Below are 17,497 nucleotides of genomic sequence, written 5' to 3' on the forward strand. Positions count from 1 at the left end.
AGGGCGTTGAGGCGGTCGAGGGTCGGATGGGTGAGCAAGGGACGATCTCCTAATTGTAATAGCGCGGTCCGCGGATGTTGGCATGCAGGATCGGCGCATCGTCCGCGGAGCGCTGGTGAGCGGGACGCCGATCGAGATTGTTGGCGAGGATCGACTTGACCGAGCCATAGGTGCGCGCGCCGATGTCGATCGCCCGCGCAGCCGCCGCGTCCAGCCGTTCGCGCCCATAGGAGGCGGCGAGCCTGAGGATGCCGAGGCAGGCGCGGAAGCCTTGTTCGGGGTGTGAGCGCTCGTCGAGAATGAGGTCGCACAATGCGCTGGTTGCCGGCCCGATCGCGGCGGCATCCTGACGGATACGCCCGATAGTCCAGCCGGCGTAGCGCCGATGGCTGGAGGCCATGTGCTCCGGCACGGTGGTGTGCTTGTGATTGCCACTCATGCGCTGATGCGCGGCAATCCGCTCGCCTTTGTGGAAGATCTCGACGGTGCGGGCGGTGAACCGCACCTCGACCTCGGCACGCGCGAAGCGATGCGGAACGCTGTAATAATGCTTCTCCACCTCGACGTGGTAGTCGAGGCTGACGCGGCGGATCCGCCACTCGGCGAGCACGTAGGGGCTCGCCGGCAACGGCTTGAGCGCCGGCCGGTCGATCTCCTCGAGCAGCCGGCGGCGCGTCACGCCGAGCCGCCGGATCGGCCGCTCCTCGTTGAGCCTGGTGAGCAACTCGCCGATCGCTGCGTTGACCTCGGCGAGGCTGTAGAAGACGCGGTGGCGCAGGCGGCCGAGCAGCCAGCGCTCGATGATGAGGACGGCCTGCTCGACCTTGGCCTTGTCGCGCGGCTTGCGAGGTCGCGCCGGCAAGACGGCCGTGCCGTAATGCGCGGCCATCTCCGCATAGGTGCGATTGATCTGCGGGTCGTAGAGGCTCGCCTTGATGACTGCGACTTTGGTGTTGTCAGGCACCAAGAGCGCCGGGACGCCGCCAATCGCCGCGAAGGCGCCAACATGGGCGCTGATCCAGTCGGCGAGCCCCTGCGTCCACGTCGCCTGCGCGTAGGTGAAGCTCGAGGCGCCGAGCACGGCGACGAAGATCTGCGCCGTCCTCCGCTCGCCGGTGAGGCGGTCGACCACCACCGGCACGCCGTCGCCCGCGTAGTCGACGAACAGCTTGTCGCCGGCCGCGTGCGCCTGGCGCATCGTCACCGACAGGCGCCCCTCCCAGGCGCGGTAAAGCTCGCAGAAGCGCGAGTACCGGTATCCGCCGGGCTCGGCGCCGATGTACTCCTCCCACAGGATCGACAGCGTCACGTGCTTGCGCTTGAGCTCGCGCTGCACCGCCGCCCAGTCGGGCTCGGCGATGCGGCGATGACCCTGCCGGTTACCGTTGCCGGTCTTGGCGAACAGGCGGGCCTCCAGGGCCGCGTCCGTGAGTTCGTCGGGCAACGGCCAGCTCAGGCCTGCGGCCTCGAACCGCCGGATGGTCAGCCGCACTGTCGAGGGCGCCGCGCCCATCCGCCGAGCAATCTCGCGGCTCGGCAGCCCAGCCGCCTTCATCCTGATCACATCGCGCACACGGCGCATCGCAAGCCTCTCCGTCGGCATCCAGGGTCCCCCTTCGCAAAACCGAAAGGTTGACCCTATGGGAGCCAGAAGAGGTCTCGTCACCCGGGCGACATCATCCCGGAATGGTGGGCGACATCATCTCGGAACGGGTGGGCGACTTCAAATCGGAATGGTGGGCGAGATCATCTCGGAATCCTGGGCGACATCGATCGGAATCCGCAGGTACCACGATCTCGCCGTCCATCACCGCCGAGTTCGCCTTGATGCGCCAGGCGTCATGAGCGACCTTCTTGAAGCGATGTGTCCAGTCGTGGCCGCGCCGGGTGAAGATCTTCGCCCTCTCGTTGGCCAGATGGACCTGAACACGGTAGCCGTCGAGCTTGATTTCGTGAATCCAGCGCTGCCCGGACGGCACCTTCTCTATCGAGGATGCCAGGGCCGGTTCGATGAAGCCGGGAAGAGGCGCCTTGACGCCCATAGCCGCCGGCTTTTTACGCTGAAACGCCACTGAAGAACTCCACGCTACAGCCGATTCAAATTGGCACAGTTCGAATCGTTCCGGAACCTGCGAATCCTTGTCGCGTTGCTTCGATGTCGCAACAGGAGGCACCGATGGCGGTAGCAAAGAAGAGCAAGACGGCGCGCGGACGAAAGCAGGATCGGGCGCGGGTGGCCGGCGGGCAGGACTACGAAGTGCAGTACGAGGCGAAGAAGACCGGAAAGTCGGCGCCGGCGGTGAAGAAGGCCGTCAAAAAGGTCGGCAACGCGCGCAAGCGGGTGGAGAAACGGCTGGGCCGCTGAGTCGGAGAGACGGGCTGGCGTCCGAGGGTGGCTAGTCAGAGGGGCATTCAGGGCAGGTGTCACCGATCGAGTCCAGCACATCGCGAACCGCGGCCTCCGCTGCTTGACGGGAGACGCCTTCCGGCAGGTCTCTACAGGCGATATCGAAGGCCCGCTCTCGGGCTTGCGGATCGGCGCGGTCCTGCATCCAACCGTGCTCCTCGCACTCGCGGATGGCGCCGGCTTCGTTCAGCACGTTGATCGCCCAACCCCGCAGGGTGCGGATCGCTGGCCGTCTCTGCTTGGTCATCAGCATTGAAGGTTCTCCCACGCTGAGACGAATCGTTTAGTCCCGCAGACGTTCCCCATCGCTAACATCTCGTGGTCCAAAGGCCGAATTTTCCGCCCGGCCAAGTGCCAGGGCGGGCAAGAACCTCGCGGGGCAGAAACGAAAAACCGGACCTTTATGCAGCAGCCACCTGCACAAAGGTCCGGCCTTATCTTAGCGTGCCGCGATACCGAACGGCTGCAAAGGACGCTTCATGTCCTTTGGGAGGTCTCGCTTTTCATCCGGGTTTCGATCCGGAGGCGGCAATCGATCAGTAGCCGATACGGCTACTACTTTTTCTTTGAAGTCTTCTTTGCCACCTTCTTGGTAGCTGCCTTCGCGGTCTTCTTTGCTTTCTTCGCTTTCTTGGCCATGTCGTCCTCTGTAAGAATTGGCTCTCAGTGAACATGCCCACGCCGTGCATAGACATGCGCACGACTGGGACGATATCACAAAAGCAAAATTGATACCAAGGAGACGTAAATCCGCATTGAGTCGCTCGCCGGAGGCACTCGCCCTCGGGCCTGCCGTCATTGCATGCCGGCGTCGCTATCACTGCCCTTCGGGTCGGGTGCCTTAACTGGTCTCGCGACTGCACTCGGTCCCGGGTCCCGCCGCTACGCGTCGGCGCTATGCTGACCCTCCTGCGGGTGCCTCTTTCGCCGCGTCCGCGAGTGGTCTTCGCTTTCGCTCCGCCAACAGGCCTCTCTTTCAGAATTGTGAAACTCCTGTAAAAATGCCGGGTGGTTCTCGTCTCATTGCCTGCATCACGTTCGCTCAGGTTTTTGGCGCGTGCGGCCAGGGCCGCATCGGGCTCTCGTGAACCGAGCCGCGCAGCGTCTCGGCCTTGAGGCTTCGATCCGTCGCGCTAGAGCTTTGGTGCTCCTCGCCGGGGGCACTCGGGAAAGGGGCTCGCCTTTCGGCGATCGCTATCACTGCCCCGTTCCCGGGTGCCGCTATTGAACCGGTCTCGTCGCTGCACTCGGACCCGCGTGCCCCTTCGGGTCGCTATGCTCACGCTCTCCGGGTGCCATTTTCCGTTGAGGCGATGCGCCGCTGGCGCACGCCTGATCGGGCCTGCGACCCTCAGATTGCGAAGAGGCTGAGAGTAAGAGTGCAGGCTGGTGTTTCCGTGACGGGTTACAAGCTGCGAGAGAGGCTCGCGGTGCCCGTCGCGGAGACCCGCGATGTCAAACCCTAACGCTTGCGCGCGCGCCGGCAAGGACCGGGCGAACCTCTACAGCGAAATCACTGATAAGATCATTGCCGAGCTCGAGGCCGGACGCGTCCCCTGGGTCCAGCCTTGGGGTACGGCCGCGGCGAAAGCGCCGCTGGCCATGCCGAAAAATGCGTCGACCAACCGGCAATACAGTGGTGTGAACATCCTCATCCTATGGGGCGCCGTGATCGAACACGGGTTTACCGGTCAAAGTTGGCTCACATTTCGTCAGGCGCTCTCACTTGGCGGCCACGTTCGCAAGGGAGAGCGCGGCACCACAGTCGTCTACGCTGATCGTTTCGTGCCGAATGACGAAAAGCGCCGCGCCGCCGAGACCGGCGAAGACGCTCAGGCAATTCCGTTCCTCAAACGATTTACGGTTTTCAACGTCGATCAGTGCGCAGATCTGCCTGACGAGATTGCCACCGCCGCGCCGCCACCGCCGGCTGGCCTCATCGAACCCACAGTCGACGCCCTGATCAACGCCAGCGGAATTTCATTTCGCATCGGTGGAGATCGCGCATTCTACGCAACAGGCGAAGACTATGTTCAGGTCCCACCGCCGCAGGCCTATTTCGAACCCATGAACTGGCACCGTACCGCCTTGCATGAACTCGGTCATGCGACCGGGCACCCCTCGCGTCTTAATCGGGACCAGAGCGGATCCTACGGTACCAAGAAATATGCCTTCGAAGAGCTGGTCGCCGAGCTGAGTTCCGCGTTCAGCTGCGCGTCGCTCGGGATCGTCCCGACCGTGCGTCATGCCGACTATATCGGCTCCTGGCTTGAAGTCCTGCGCGAAGACGTCAGGGCCATCGTGCGTGCCGCCTCACAGGCAAGCAAGGCCGCCGATTATTTGCTCGGCTTCGTTCCCGCGTCCATTGAGCCCGCGGTGCTGGACTCGGTTGTCGCCAATCACGATGCGGCGTGATGCTCGGCCTCGTGTAGCCGGCGAGAGTGAGAGGAGGGGAGGCTGTTCGCGACGGGTTGGAAGCCGAGAGAGAGTCTCACGGCCGCCCGTCGTGGAGAGCCAAAATGACGAAAGCCGTACAAAAGATCACGCTGTCGCCTTCCCGGGACATCCCCTTCAACAAGCTCGTGCTCAGCCAGTCGAACGTTCGCCGCGTCAAGGCCGGTGTCTCGATCGAGCAGCTGGCCGAGAGCATCGCGCAGCGTACGCTTCTGCAAAGTCTCAGTGTCCGGGCCGTCGTTGATACCGATGGCAACGAGACCGGCACGTTCGAGGTGCCAGCGGGCGGCAGGCGCTATCGCGCTCTCGAGCTCCTGGTGAAACAAAAACGCATGTCAAAGACGCAGGCGGTGCCGTGCGTCGTGCGTGAAGGGGGCATTGCCGCGGACGATTCGGTGGCGGAGAACGATGAGCGGGTCGGTCTGCATCCGCTCGATCAGTTTCGGGCCTTCCAGACCCTCCGCGATCTCGGCATGAGCGAGGAAGACATTGCCGCCCGGCACTTCGTGAACCCTGCGATCGTAAAGCAGCGGCTGCGGCTGGCGTCGGTGTCGCCGAAGCTGCATGAGGTGTATGCCGAAGTCGGCATGACGCTCGAGCAGCTCATGGCGTTCTCGGTCACGGCCGATCACGCCCGCCAGGAGCAAGTCTGGGAGAATGTCAGCCGTTCCGGGTATGACGAGCCTTACCAGATCCGGCGCTTGCTCACCGAGAACACCGTACGCGGGTCCGATCGCCGCGCCCAATTTGTGGGCCTTGATGCCTATCAGAACGCGGGTGGCGGCGTTCTGCGGGATCTGTTCGAGCACGACGACGGCGGCTGGCTTCAGGACGTCGTGCTGCTCGACCGCCTCGTAACCGAAAAGCTCAAAGCAGAAGCTGAGACGATTGCGGCCGAAGGCTGGAAGTGGATCTCCGTCGCCGTAGAGTTCTCCTACGGTTATACTCAAGGCCTACGAAAAATCGAAGGCAAGCCTGTTGATCTCTCACCTGAGGAGCAGGCCACCATCGATGCCCTAAATGCCGAGCAGGCCAAGCTGGAAGCCGAGTACCAGGATGCCGACGAGCTGCCCGAAGAGGTTGACCAGCGTCTCGGCGAAATCGAGGCGGCGCTGGCGGCGTTCGAAGACCGGCCAATGCTTTACGAACCGACGGAAATCGCCCGAGCAGGTGTCTTCATCAGCATCGATTCCGAAGGGCGCCTCGCCGTAGACCGGGGGTACGTCCGGCCAGAGGACGAAGTGCAGGCAAGTGATCCTGATGTCGGGCAGGACGCCGACGTGTCGTCGAGCGAAGGTCAAGAGGAGGGCCCTTCCGTCCAGCGCACGGTCATCGCGGTCGCAGGTAGTGCTCCCGATGCCGAGGACGATGATGAAGACGCGGCCAAGCCTCTGCCGGATCGGCTGATCACCGAGCTGACGGCGCATCGGACGCTGGCATTGCGGGATGCGCTGGCAGAAAATCCAGCGGTCGCGTTCCAGGCAGTCCTGCATAACTTCGTGCTGACGGCCTTTTACCGGTTCGCGTCGTCCGGGAGCTGTCTTGAGATCGGCCTTCGCACGCCGAACTTTCCCGCCCAAGCTCCGGGGCTGAGGGAAAGTGTTTCTGCCAAAGCTGTCGAGGCGCGGCACGAGGCCTGGAAGGCGCGGTTGCCGAAAAGCGAGAACGATCTTTGGGATGCGCTGACGGCTCTCGATCCTGGTGTTCAGGCATCATTGTTCGCCCACTGTGCGTCATTTGCCGTCAACGCCGTCTATGAACCGGCCAACCGCTACAATCAGGGCCGTGTCTCCGCCCACGGCGTTCGGACGCGTCTCGATCGGGCTGATGTGCTGGCGCGCGCGGTCGGACTCGACTTGGTGCAGGCTGGCTGGCGACCGACCGTCGACAACTATCTCGGCCGGGTCACCAAGCCGCGAATTCTGGAGGCGGTGCGGGAAGCCAAGGGCGAGTCGTCAGCACAACTGATCGACCATCTGAAGAAGGCCGACATGGCCAAGGAGGCCGAGCGGCTTCTCGATGGCTCGGGTTGGTTGCCGGAGCCGCTGCGTCTTGTGGCTCCCGATGTGGCGCCAGTGGAGCAGGAGGGCGAAGCGGGCTCGCTGCCCGAATTCCTCGCCGACGAAGAGGATCAGGAGACCGCCGGCGACGAAGATCCGCAACAACTCGACGCGGCTGAGTGACATCACAGAGCGGGACGGCTCCGGCCGCCCCGCGGTTGCTTGGGGACCGGTGCTCAGCGCCGGTCGCCCATTCTTATGGGCGAGGGCTCAGAGGGAGAGGCAGGCCGGGAAGGTTTGAATCGCCGTGGTCCTGAGGAGAGCGCCTGGTGGTTCGACCCATTCCAGCTCTCCGAAAGAAATCCTGCCATGACCGAATCTCTCGCAGGCGGCGCTGCCGCCGCGCCGCTCTCGATGCGTGCCGCTGCAACTTTCACCTCCGCCGCTGTCAGGGCCGCCCGACAGCTCCTGACCGAGCTCGAACGCGGCCGGCGCATCGATGCCGCTGTTCTGCGTAGCGCCATGGAGGCTGCCTTCGGCGCCTCCGACGCGGCCGGCGCCTGGAACTGGAAGACCGCCTATGACGTCTGCGAGGCGGCTACCGTTCTGTTTCTTCGCAAGTTTGGACCGGCCATGCGCGCCAAAGCTGGCTCGACGACCACCATGCTGCCGATGCTGGCGAAGATCGCGAACTGTCTGCCGACCCACACGCGGCGTTCCGAGGACAGCCAGGCGCTTCAGCAATTCTCGACGCCGATCCCGCTCGGGCTTGCCGCATGCACCGCAGCTGGCATTACTCCGGCCGATCGGGTTCTGGAGCCCTCCGCGGGGACCGGCCTGCTCGCTGTCTTTGCAGAACTAGCCGGCGGCGCCTTGGTGTTGAATGAGTTGGGCGAGGCCCGCGCAGAGCTGCTCGGCCATCTCTTCGCCAACGTTCAGGTCACGCGGTTCGACGCCGCGCAGATCGATGACCACCTCGATGCGCGCGTCGCACCGACCGTCGTTCTGATGAACCCGCCGTTCTCTGCGGTGGCCAATGTCGATCGACGGATGGCGGATGCGGCTCTCCGCCACGTCGCTTCTGCGCTCGCTCGTCTTTGCGACTGTGGACGCCTAGTCGCCATCACTGGCGCCAGCTTCGCACCGGATAACCCAGCGTGGCGAGAAGCCTTTGTGCGGCTCCAGGAACGCGGGCAGGTAGTATTTTCTGCGGCGATCGACGGCGCCGTCTACGCGAAGCACGGAACACAAATCGACACACGGCTGATTGTGATCGACAAGCTGCCCGCTGCCGATCCGGAGGTCTTTCCTTTCTCGCAAGGTATGGCGGGCGATGTCGCTACCTTGCTTGACTGGGTGAGCCGGCATGTACCTCCAAGGCTGGCCGTCGCCACGCCATCGGAGATCGCCGCTATCCGGCGGCCCGCGATGTCGCGATCGACCAGCGCGGTTGCACCGCCCTCATCGTCTTTTTCAATAGGCGCAGCGCCAGAAGGCGTCGATCTTGCGTACGAAACGGTCGAATGGTCCCCGCCGGAAGGCGCCCGGCTGACCGATGCGCTTTATGAGGAATACGGACTACAGTCGATCTGCATTCCCGGATCGTGCGCACATCCGACCAAGCTCGTGCAGTCTGCAGCGATGGCGTCCGTTGCGCCACCGAAGCCATCCTATCGTCCGCACCTGCCGGCCGATGTCTTGGTGGACGGAGTTCTGTCGGATGCCCAGCTGGAGAGCATCATCTATGCGGGCGAAGCGCATTCCGAATTCCTGGCCGGCTCCTGGACGGTCGACGCGACCTTTGACGTGGTGGCAGCCGCGCGCGACGACGCAGAGAACGCCGTCCGCTTTCGCCGCGGCTGGTTCTTGGGCGATGGCACCGGGGCGGGCAAGGGGCGGCAGGTTGCCGGGATATTGCTCGACAACTGGCTCAAGGGCCGTCGTCGTGCAATCTGGGTCAGCAAGTCCGACAAGCTGATCGAGGACGCGCAGCGCGATTGGTCCGCGCTCGGCATGGAGCGGCTGCTTGTCACGCCACTGTCCCGGTTTCGGCAGGGCACGGCGATCCGGCTTTCGGAAGTCACCCTATTTACCACCTACGCCACGCTACGGACCGACGAGCGCGGCGAAAAGCTTTCGCGCGTCAGGCAGATCGTTGAATGGTTGGGCTCCGACTTCGACGGAGTGATCGTCTTCGACGAGAGCCACGCCATGCAGAATGCGGTCGGGGGCAAGGGTGAGCGCGGCGACCAGGCGGCCTCTCAGCAGGGACGCGCGGGCTTGAGGCTGCAGCACGCCTTGCCGAATGCTCGCGTCGTTTATGTGTCGGCGACGGGCGCAACCACGGTCCATAACCTCGCCTATGCCCAGCGCCTCGGCCTTTGGGGCGGCGCCGACTTCCCGTTTGCCACTCGTGCCGAGTTCGTCGAAGCGATCGAGCAGGGCGGCGTCGCGGCGATGGAGGTGCTGGCGCGGGACCTCAAGGCGCTTGGCCTCTATGCGGCTCGCTCATTGTCCTACGAGGGCGTCGCGTACGAGCTCGTCGAACACCAGCTGACGCCGGAGCAGGTCCGCATCTACGACGCTTATGCCGATGCGTTCGGCATCATTCACAACAATCTCGACGCCGCGATGCGGGCTGCCAACGTCACCGGCGAGACCGGCACGCTGAACGGGCAGGCCAAATCAGCGGCACGCTCCGCCTTCGAAAGTGCGAAGCAGCGTTTCTTCGGTCATCTTCTGACCTCGATGAAGACGCCGTCGCTGATCCGGTCGATCGAGCGCGAGCTCGAGGCTGGCCACGCCGCTGTTATCCAGATCGTGTCGACGGGCGAAGCGCTGATGGAGCGCCGGCTCGCCGAGATCCCGACTGAAGAGTGGAGCGACGTCCAGGTCGACATCACACCGCGCGAGTATGTCCTCGACTATCTCGCCCATTCCTTCCCGGTCCAGCTCTACGAGCCCTTCACCGACTCGGAGGGCAACCTCTGCTCCCGGCCTGTCTATCGCGACGGCCGGCCGGTCGAGAGCCGGGAAGCCGTCGCCCGCCGCAACCGCCTCATCGAGAAGCTTGCATCACTACCGCCGGTACCTGGGGCACTGGATCAGGTCATTCAGCGCTTCGGCACCGAACTGGTCGCCGAGGTGACGGGCCGCTCGCGCCGCATCGTTCGCAAGGGCGGCCGGCTGGTGGTCGAAAATCGAGCCAGTTCAGCCAACCTCGCCGAGACTTCGGCCTTCATGGATGACGTCAAGCGCATCCTCGTGTTCTCCGACGCCGGCGGCACGGGGCGGAGCTACCATGCCGAACTGTCGGCGCGGAATCGCCGGTTGCGCGTCCACTACCTGCTCGAGCCCGGCTGGAAAGCCGACGCCGCGATCCAGGGCCTTGGCCGCACCAACCGGACTAACCAGGCGCAGCCGCCGCTGTTTCGTCCGATTGCGACAGACGTGAAGGCCGAAAAGCGCTTCCTCAGCACCATTGCGCGCCGGCTCGATACGTTGGGAGCCATTACGCGCGGCCAACGTCAGACGGGAGGACAGGGTCTGTTCCGGCCCGAGGACAATCTCGAAAGCCAGTACGGACGTGACGCGTTGCGTCAACTCTACACGCTGCTCTCGCGAGGCAAGATCGAGGGATGCTCGCTTGGGAGGTTCGAGGATGCGACCGGCCTGAAGCTCACGGATACCAATGGCTTAAGGGACGACCTGCCGCCGATCACGACCTTCCTGAATAGGTTGCTCGCGCTCACCATCGACCTTCAGAATGTCCTGTTCACCGCCTTTGAACAGCTCTTGACCGCTCGGATCGAGGGCGCGGTCGCGTCGGGTACCTACGACGTCGGCCTCGAAACGCTCCGCGCCGAGAGCTTTGTCGTCACCGACCGGCGGACGATCTACGTCCACCCGGGTACTGGCGCCGAGACCAGCCTGCTCGCGGTCACCCAGCGCCAGCGCAATCGTCCGGTGAGTCTGGATGACGCTCTTGCTCGTCTTTCCGATCGTCAGGCCGTCCTGCTGGTCAATGAGCGCTCGGGACGAGCCGCCGTGCAGGTCCCCGCGGCGAGCGTCATGCTCGATGACGGCGAGATCGAGCGGCGAGTTCGTCTGATCCGGCCGATGGATCAGCACACGGTCCCCTTGACCACCATGGCCGAAAGTCATTGGGACGAAGCGGATGGTGAACGCTTTGCCGCGGCCTGGCTGGCGGAACTTGCGGAGGTGCCCGAGTTCGCGGAAAGCACGATCCATGTCGTGGCGGGCTTGCTGCTCCCCATCTGGAAGTGGCTGCCGAACGAATCGACCCGTGTCTATCGGCTCCAGACCGATGCGGGCGAACGCATCATCGGTCGGAAGGTTTCTGCCGCGTGGGTCGCAAACGTCCTTGCGACGGACGCGCCTTCGCTGACGGCGGGAGCTGCCTTTGCCGCGCTGATGGAAGGACGGACCGTCCTCGACCTCGCAGAGGGACTTCAGCTTCGCCGTGTCCGGGTGATGGGTGCACATCGCATCGAGCTGTCGGGATTCAACGACACGATACGCGATCGCCTCCGTGCTTACGGCCTCTTTGGGGAGATCATCTCCTGGAAGCTGCGCATGTTCGTACCCACGGACGCGAGCGGCATCGAGGTCCTGTCGAGGGTGCTCGACACCTATCCGGTTACGGGCGTCAGTGAGCGGAAGGCCGCGTGATGTCCGGCTATGTCTCCGAGCTGGCACGCCGCCTCGCGCGCGAGGCCGAGGCGGTGTGCCGACACTATCTCCCCAATGGTAAGCGGGCGGGGCGGTACTGGGTGGTTGGCGACGTCCACAACACCCCGGGCCGCTCGTTATTTGTGCGGCTCCAGGAATCGTCGAAGGGCCCCGCCGGCAAATGGACCGATGCCGCGACCGGGGAGCATGGCGATCTCCTCGACATCATCCGCGAAAGCCTTGCCTTGCGAGACTTTCGCGAGGTCGCTGAGGAGGCGAGGCGCTTTCTGAAGCTGCCTCGTTCTGAGGAACAATCACTCCCGAGACCCGTTCGTCCAGTCGTGCCGGCCGGATCGCAAGAAGCCGCCCGTCGACTTTTTGCGATGTCGGGTCCGATCGAAGGGACGTTGGTGGAAACGTATTTGCAACGTCGTGGAATAAGCCAAATCCACCATGGTGGTAGCCTGCGCTTCCACCCACGTTGCTACTACCGACCGGACGAGCATTTGCCGACTGAAACCTGGCCGGCGATGATAGGCTCTGTCACGGACCTCGAGGGACGGATCACGGGCGTGCATCGCACCTGGCTCGATCCACACGGCTTTGATCGCGTGCGGCTCGGCAAGGCCCCGATCGACACGCCACGACGGGCCATGGGCGACCTGCTTGGTAACGCCGTTCGCTTCGGCGTGGTCGATGACGTGCTCGCTGCGGGCGAGGGGATCGAGACCATGCTGTCGCTGCGTTACGTACTGCCGACCTTGCCCATGACCGCTGCTCTCTCGGCCAATCACCTCTCAGCCATATTGCTGCCGTCTGGCCTACGCCGACTCTATATCGCCCGTGACGCAGATGCCGCCGGAGATGCCGTACAGGCTATTCTCACCCAGCGCGCAGAAGCCGCCGGCATTGAAGCGATCGCATTGTCGCCCCGGCTGGGCGACTTCAACGAAGATCTGCACATCTTCGGCCTCGAGGCCCTCCGAGCAGCGTTGCTACTGCAACTCGTACCGGAGGACGTCGTCCGTTTCCTGCATTCGTCGATGGCAACCGCGGAATAGCCCCGGCAATTCGATGGGCGTCGACAGGTCGGTGCGGCCAGTGCCGGAAGAGGACGCGACCACTGCCTTCTAGAGGGCGATCGGACGGCAAGCGGCTCGGGCCGGCAATGGCTGCGTCCGGCTATTTTCCGCCGCGCGCCGGCGACCAGAAGACACATTAGCCATCTGGCGAGCGCGCTTTGCATCGCGAAGCAAAATAGCCGGCCTCAGCCATCCTCCGCTGCGCTTCGGCCCTCCGCTCTGCTCCGGGTTCTGGCCCGTTCCGCCTGCCGTCTGAGTGATCGCCACGAAGGCCGCGATGGTCGCGGCCGATCCGGCAAAGGATCGCCTCCATGACCGACCACAATGACATCGAACCGCCGCACGCCGCATCTGCGACCGAACACGTTCTTACCGAATTGCAACTCTTCGGTTACCGCCCCTTCGACGATCAGCCCGATCCACGGCCGCTTCCCGAAGGCAGGATCATCAGCGGTGCCGTCGCTGACATCTTTGATGCCTTGGTCGCGACGTTGAGCGATACGCGGCTCGAGCCGGACCTTGACGACTTGCTTTGGTCGACCGTCAACCTGTTTCACCGAGCCGTCGACCGCGTCGGTCGCCAACTGGACGACAACGAACAGGCGCAGCAGAAGCGCCAGCGTGAGCAAGACGGCTCCGAAATTCGATCCGTCGAACTCGAGCGCATCATTGCGGAGGGAATCACGCTGATTGAGCGCCGCAACTGCCTGGAACTCTTCCGTGACCAGGCCATCGAGCGCTTCGAGACTCAAACCGGCTCATTCTGGCGCCCCCGATCGGGATCGCTGGTGAACCACCGTACGCTGACCGCAGCGATGATCGACTCCCGCGACTTCATCGCAGCCAAGCGCCGCGCGGAGACCGAGGTCATGTTGCCCTCAGGACCGAAGATCGCGCTCACCGGCGGGCTCGACTTCAATGACCATCACCTCATCTGGGATCGCCTCGACAAAGTTCACGCCAAGCATCCCGACATGGTCCTGCTCCACGGCGGCTCCCCGAAGGGAGCCGAACTGATCGCCTCGAAATGGGCGACCAACCGCAAAGTGGCTCAGATCGCTTTCAAGCCCGACTGGACGAAACATGCCAAGGCAGCACCGTTCAAACGCAACGATGCCATGCTCGAACTCCTGCCGATCGGCGTCATGCACTTCCCGGGCACGGGCATCCAGGACAACCTCGCCGACAAGGCGAAGCGGCTCGGCATCCCTGTCTGGAGGTTCGGCGGCGCGTGAGCGCCATCTTATCGACTCCAAGCGTCGAGGCGGAATTGCTCACGCCGCAACTCCGCCTCGTTTCGGCTCTACATTGGAGTTGCGCCATGGTGGTGGTGGAAGGCGCGACTGCTAGATCTATGCACATGGAGCCACCACCATGCTCGCCCTTGGGCTCGCTCTCAACACACTCGGCATCGGCTTGTTCTGCTGGGCGATCTTCGCGCTCGCGGTGTATGCGTTGCCGTTGTTCGTCGCACTGAATATCGGGATGGCGGCGTTTCATAGCGGCGCCGGCCTCGTTGGCGCGCTGCTTATCGGAATGGCCGCTGGCGCGCTAACGCTGGCCGTCGGTCAGGTCGCCGTTGCCGTTAGTCGGTCCTTGGCCTTGCGCATCGCGATCGCGACGGCATTCGCTGTTCCCGCCGCCGTCGCCGGCTATCATGTGATCTTCGCCGTGTCCCAGATCGGGGTGCCTTCGCTGGTTTGGCGTGAGGTCTTCGCTTGCCTAGGGGCGGTTTGCATTGGTGTCACGTCATGGACGCGCCTGATGATTCTGGCGGAGACTCGTCCGATCGAGTCGGGCAGGGTGGTGGAGAACCCGTCCTAACCAGTTCTTACGGCCGCATGGCCCGAGGGATGACCGTTTCCCGCCTTCATCGTCGAACAGGTTCGGATAGATCGGCGCGTTGAACGGGGATGATCGAGACTTGAGCACGGCGGAGGCAGTCCTCGTAGGAACTCCTCAACCAAACTGCCGCCGTCTCGATTTGGCACGCGCAGCCGGGGCAGAGCGATATTACCTCGATCCGTTCTTGGGAGACGATGCCGCCCTTTGCAGGAGATTGTTTCTCTTTCTGCACTGAATCGCTCCGACCTCTTGTTCATCAAAACCGAGATAGCCACGCTTCTCCGTAAGATTGTGGTTCAGCACGCGGACGCACGTGGCCTCGTTGATGGCTTGATCTGGCCGAAGACCGGCTTCGCCTCGATCGTCTGAGCCGCAACGCCGTTGATGCGACTTTCTTCCCCTGGGCTTCGCCCATTCCTCGCGAGCCAAGAAAGTCGCCACAACGGCGTCCTCCGCTGCGCTCCGGCCCGAGCGGGTGCGTCGCCGATCGTCCTCGACCCTAGATCGCCATCGAGGCCGCGGTGGTCGCGGGCTCGAAACACAAAAGGAGAAGTGACATGGCTAACATTGGTTCTTTCAAGAAGGTCGGCAACGATTTCCAGGGCGAGATCGTCACCCTGAGTCTGCAAGCCAAGGGCGTCCGCATCGTCGCCGAGACCAACCGATCTAACGACAACGCTCCCAGCCACCGCATCTACGTGGGCCGAGCCGAGATTGGAGCAGCTTGGTCGAAGCGCTCCGAAGAGGGCCGCGACTACCTCTCGCTCAAGCTCGACGATCCTTCCTTCAACGCTCCGATCTACGCCAACTTGTTCGACGATGAAGGCGGCGAGGGCTATACGCTGCTCTGGTCGCGGCCGCGCAAGACCGGCGAGTAAGAGCGCCCCACCAAGCCCCGTCCGGTCCGCCGGGCGGGGCGCTTCACGGTCGGCCTGAGGCGGCTCACGATTTGCTAAGCCGCGCAGCCTTTTTGAGCAGGTCCCCCGGTTCGATCCCCAATGCTTCAGCAATTTGCCCGAGCACGGTGACGCTTGCTGACACATCGCCGCGCTCGATGGCGCCGACGTAACGGGCGCTTAAACCCGCGCGCTCGGCCAGTTCCTCCTGCGTCATTTGTAGATCGTGGCGTTTCCGACGCAGGTTCACAGCCATGATCTCTTTGAGATCCATGGCGATATGGGAACTGAGCCGGAACGATCGTTCTAGGAACGATCGTTCCTATTCGTGTCCAAACATGCTATGTCTGCGGCGATGCTATATGCGTGGCCGACTTAGGTTGCCGATTTGTCGAACGCATATTCAGCCTTCCAACGCGGCGGAGGTCTGGATTGCGACCAAACCATGGCGTAGCTTATAGGCGTTCTAAAAGCGGGTGTGATGCAGAAGCCATCCCTAGATCCAGACGTAGCGGACAGTGCGCCGGACGAGCCAACGCTGACGGCCTATGACGAACAGCATGTCGTCACGTACATGCGCCTTCTGCAGGCGGAGGGCGAGGGGGCGGACTGGCGTGAAGTGGCTCGAGTGGTCTTGCATATCGACCCGGAGCGAGAGCCGGATCGTGCGCGGCACGCATATCAGAGTCATCTTGCGCGCGCCAAATGGGTGACTGAACAGGGCCGCCTATTGCGTGGCACCGGGTCGAAATAGAAGAAAATCGCCGGTTGGCGACTTGCAGGCAGAACTATTTTCTTTTGCTAACCAGTGGTCATTCCGATGCACCACGTGGTGTCAAACTAGGGGCTTCCTACAACCGTCTCGTTCATACCTATTGTGCCGCAATCGTTGTTAGCAGCGTGCAATGGGACGGAAGAAATGCCTGAATTCGACTGGCGGTCGCCGGATTCCTACAAGAGCCTACAAGACGCGGAAGTCACCGACATCGCCTGGGAATGTCTCCGCCGCAACGCCGACTATCGGCGGGAGTACGAGGTGATGATTGCCAACAGTCCGAACGGCGAAGTGACCGACGAATTCAGGAGGAAATGGGGTATCTGCTTTCGCCCATGACCCGCAGAGGTCATTCGACGAGCAGACGATCTTTTGGGCGCCTGAGGTTCTAGCGGCCATTGTTCCGGTGACGGTTGCTGGGGCCGCCGATCGCAATTCAGCGTCTCAACCCCTGCTTGACCTTACAGCAGGTCAGGTGCGGCGCGCCGCCGACGGCTGGCACGCCGTGCTGCGCATCGGTGGGGTAGATCACCGTGTCTGGTCCAAGGACCCGCTGGTGCTTGGCGCGTCATATGCAGCCGAACTGCCGTTCGACGGCGATTTCGGCGCGCGTGCGTATGCAGCCCGCCGACTGTGGCGCGCGATCAATGGGCGCGCGCCAGGTCCGGCATTTCACACGCTATCCAAACTGCGGCGCGAACGCCTGAGCGCTGCGATCCGTGCGCTCGATGCGCATAGCGCCGGCGGCAGTTATCGCCTTATCGCCGAAGCGCTGTTCGGCAAGAAGCACATCCCCGATCGCGCCTGGAAGACGCATTATCTGCGCAATCGAACAATCCGCTTGGTGCAAGGTAGCCTCGCGTTAATGCGCGGTGGTTACCGCAAACTCCTGCGGCCCGGGCGCAAGGACGAGTAGCGCAGTCCGAAGGGGTGCCGAAAATCGCCCCCTCAAGATTCGGCATCCCCCTCCGATATCGCGCTCCTCCATGATGACCGCACACACGCCGGCCTAGCCAGGCGTGGTGCGCTGTCCTCCTGGAGTTCTCAAATGCCCGATCCGATGGCCGGTCTTCCCCCGCGATTCCTGCGTACACCTGAGGCCGCCCGCTATCTTGGCCTGTCCGGTCGCACGCTCGAGAAGCACCGCACGTACGGTACTGGACCGACGTATCGGAAGATCGGCGGACGTGTTGTCTACGCCGTCGATGACCTGAAAGCATGGGCCGACCGCGGCGCCAAGACGTCGACATCGGATCCCGGTAAGGGGACCGTGCTACCCGCCAAGAAGCATCCGGCCCTGCGTCCCTACGCAGGTCAGGAACGTCGTTGATTGCCGCGTGAGAGCA

The 17,497-nt window shown here is 63.4% G+C and carries 16 protein-coding genes; 12 read left to right on the plus strand and 4 right to left on the minus strand.

The genetic code is table 11. The annotated features are described in order from the left end of the window. Positions 1-49 precede the first annotated feature (49 nt). Both istA and BM374_RS22935 read right to left on the minus strand, forming a co-directional pair. Positions 50-1,582 (minus strand): IS21 family transposase, encoded by a 1,533-nt coding sequence (istA, locus tag BM374_RS22930; RefSeq protein ID WP_177248509.1) that lies wholly within the window; start codon positions 1,580-1,582, stop codon positions 50-52. A gap of 94 nt (positions 1,583-1,676) precedes the next feature. After that, the gene (locus BM374_RS22935; protein ID WP_283807088.1) at positions 1,677-2,072 is read right to left on the minus strand and encodes an ATP-dependent DNA ligase; all 396 of its coding nucleotides are present in this window, start codon (positions 2,070-2,072) and stop codon (positions 1,677-1,679) included. A 104-nt stretch (positions 2,073-2,176) separates the two neighbouring features. On the opposite strand from BM374_RS22935, the gene BM374_RS22940 reads away from it, so the two are divergent. Further along, positions 2,177-2,365 (plus strand): DUF3606 domain-containing protein, encoded by a 189-nt coding sequence (locus BM374_RS22940; protein ID WP_091881179.1) that lies wholly within the window; start codon positions 2,177-2,179, stop codon positions 2,363-2,365. Positions 2,366-2,396: 31 nt separating this feature from the next. On the opposite strand, the gene BM374_RS22945 is transcribed toward BM374_RS22940, so the two are convergent. Continuing rightward, positions 2,397-2,660 (minus strand): hypothetical protein, encoded by a 264-nt coding sequence (locus BM374_RS22945; protein WP_092297034.1) that lies wholly within the window; start codon positions 2,658-2,660, stop codon positions 2,397-2,399. 1,199 nt (positions 2,661-3,859) lie between these two features. Between BM374_RS22945 and BM374_RS22950 the strand changes: the two genes are divergently transcribed. From BM374_RS22950 to BM374_RS22980, 7 genes are all read left to right on the plus strand, one after another. Beyond that, the gene (locus BM374_RS22950) at positions 3,860-4,822 is read left to right on the plus strand and encodes an ArdC family protein (RefSeq protein ID WP_092297036.1); all 963 of its coding nucleotides are present in this window, start codon (positions 3,860-3,862) and stop codon (positions 4,820-4,822) included. A gap of 104 nt (positions 4,823-4,926) precedes the next feature. Beyond that, a complete protein-coding gene (locus tag BM374_RS38700; protein WP_092297039.1) occupies positions 4,927-7,044 on the plus strand; it encodes a ParB/RepB/Spo0J family partition protein in 2,118 nt (705 codons plus the stop codon). A 186-nt stretch (positions 7,045-7,230) separates the two neighbouring features. Then, complete coding sequence (locus BM374_RS22960) at positions 7,231-11,553, plus strand: strawberry notch-like NTP hydrolase domain-containing protein (protein WP_092297043.1); 4,323 nt, start codon at positions 7,231-7,233, stop codon at positions 11,551-11,553. Further along, positions 11,553-12,614, plus strand: coding sequence for a DUF7146 domain-containing protein (locus tag BM374_RS22965; RefSeq protein ID WP_092297046.1), 1,062 nt, complete (start codon positions 11,553-11,555; stop codon positions 12,612-12,614). The genes BM374_RS22960 and BM374_RS22965 overlap by 1 nt, the downstream gene beginning before the upstream one ends. 332 nt (positions 12,615-12,946) lie before the next feature. Continuing rightward, complete coding sequence (locus BM374_RS40140) at positions 12,947-13,870, plus strand: DUF2493 domain-containing protein (protein WP_092297049.1); 924 nt, start codon at positions 12,947-12,949, stop codon at positions 13,868-13,870. Between the two features lie 139 nt (positions 13,871-14,009). Then, complete coding sequence (locus tag BM374_RS22975) at positions 14,010-14,459, plus strand: hypothetical protein (protein ID WP_092297052.1); 450 nt, start codon at positions 14,010-14,012, stop codon at positions 14,457-14,459. A 578-nt stretch (positions 14,460-15,037) separates the two neighbouring features. Further along, complete coding sequence (locus tag BM374_RS22980; RefSeq protein ID WP_018457399.1) at positions 15,038-15,358, plus strand: DUF736 domain-containing protein; 321 nt, start codon at positions 15,038-15,040, stop codon at positions 15,356-15,358. A gap of 64 nt (positions 15,359-15,422) precedes the next feature. Here the strand turns inward: BM374_RS22980 and BM374_RS22985 are convergent, their stop codons facing one another. After that, positions 15,423-15,650 (minus strand): helix-turn-helix domain-containing protein, encoded by a 228-nt coding sequence (locus BM374_RS22985; protein WP_092295086.1) that lies wholly within the window; start codon positions 15,648-15,650, stop codon positions 15,423-15,425. Positions 15,651-15,857: 207 nt separating this feature from the next. Here BM374_RS22985 and BM374_RS39495 point away from each other — a divergent pair, with 207 nt between their 5' ends. The 4 genes from BM374_RS39495 to BM374_RS23005 all read left to right on the plus strand — a co-directional run bounded on the left by BM374_RS39495 (position 15,858) and on the right by BM374_RS23005 (position 17,481). Then, positions 15,858-16,130 (plus strand): DUF2285 domain-containing protein, encoded by a 273-nt coding sequence (locus tag BM374_RS39495; RefSeq protein WP_092297055.1) that lies wholly within the window; start codon positions 15,858-15,860, stop codon positions 16,128-16,130. A 165-nt stretch (positions 16,131-16,295) separates the two neighbouring features. Continuing rightward, positions 16,296-16,490, plus strand: coding sequence for a transcriptional regulator domain-containing protein (locus BM374_RS22995; RefSeq protein WP_092297058.1), 195 nt, complete (start codon positions 16,296-16,298; stop codon positions 16,488-16,490). Between the two features lie 136 nt (positions 16,491-16,626). After that, positions 16,627-17,067: a DUF2285 domain-containing protein gene (locus BM374_RS23000; RefSeq protein WP_244552672.1), complete on the plus strand. Its 441-nt coding sequence runs from the start codon at positions 16,627-16,629 to the stop codon at positions 17,065-17,067. Positions 17,068-17,199: 132 nt separating this feature from the next. After that, positions 17,200-17,481, plus strand: coding sequence for a helix-turn-helix transcriptional regulator (locus tag BM374_RS23005; protein ID WP_008561544.1), 282 nt, complete (start codon positions 17,200-17,202; stop codon positions 17,479-17,481). Positions 17,482-17,497 lie beyond the last annotated feature (16 nt).

This window comes from Bradyrhizobium sp. Ghvi (assembly GCF_900115265.1).
Taxonomy (GTDB): domain Bacteria; phylum Pseudomonadota; class Alphaproteobacteria; order Rhizobiales; family Xanthobacteraceae; genus Bradyrhizobium.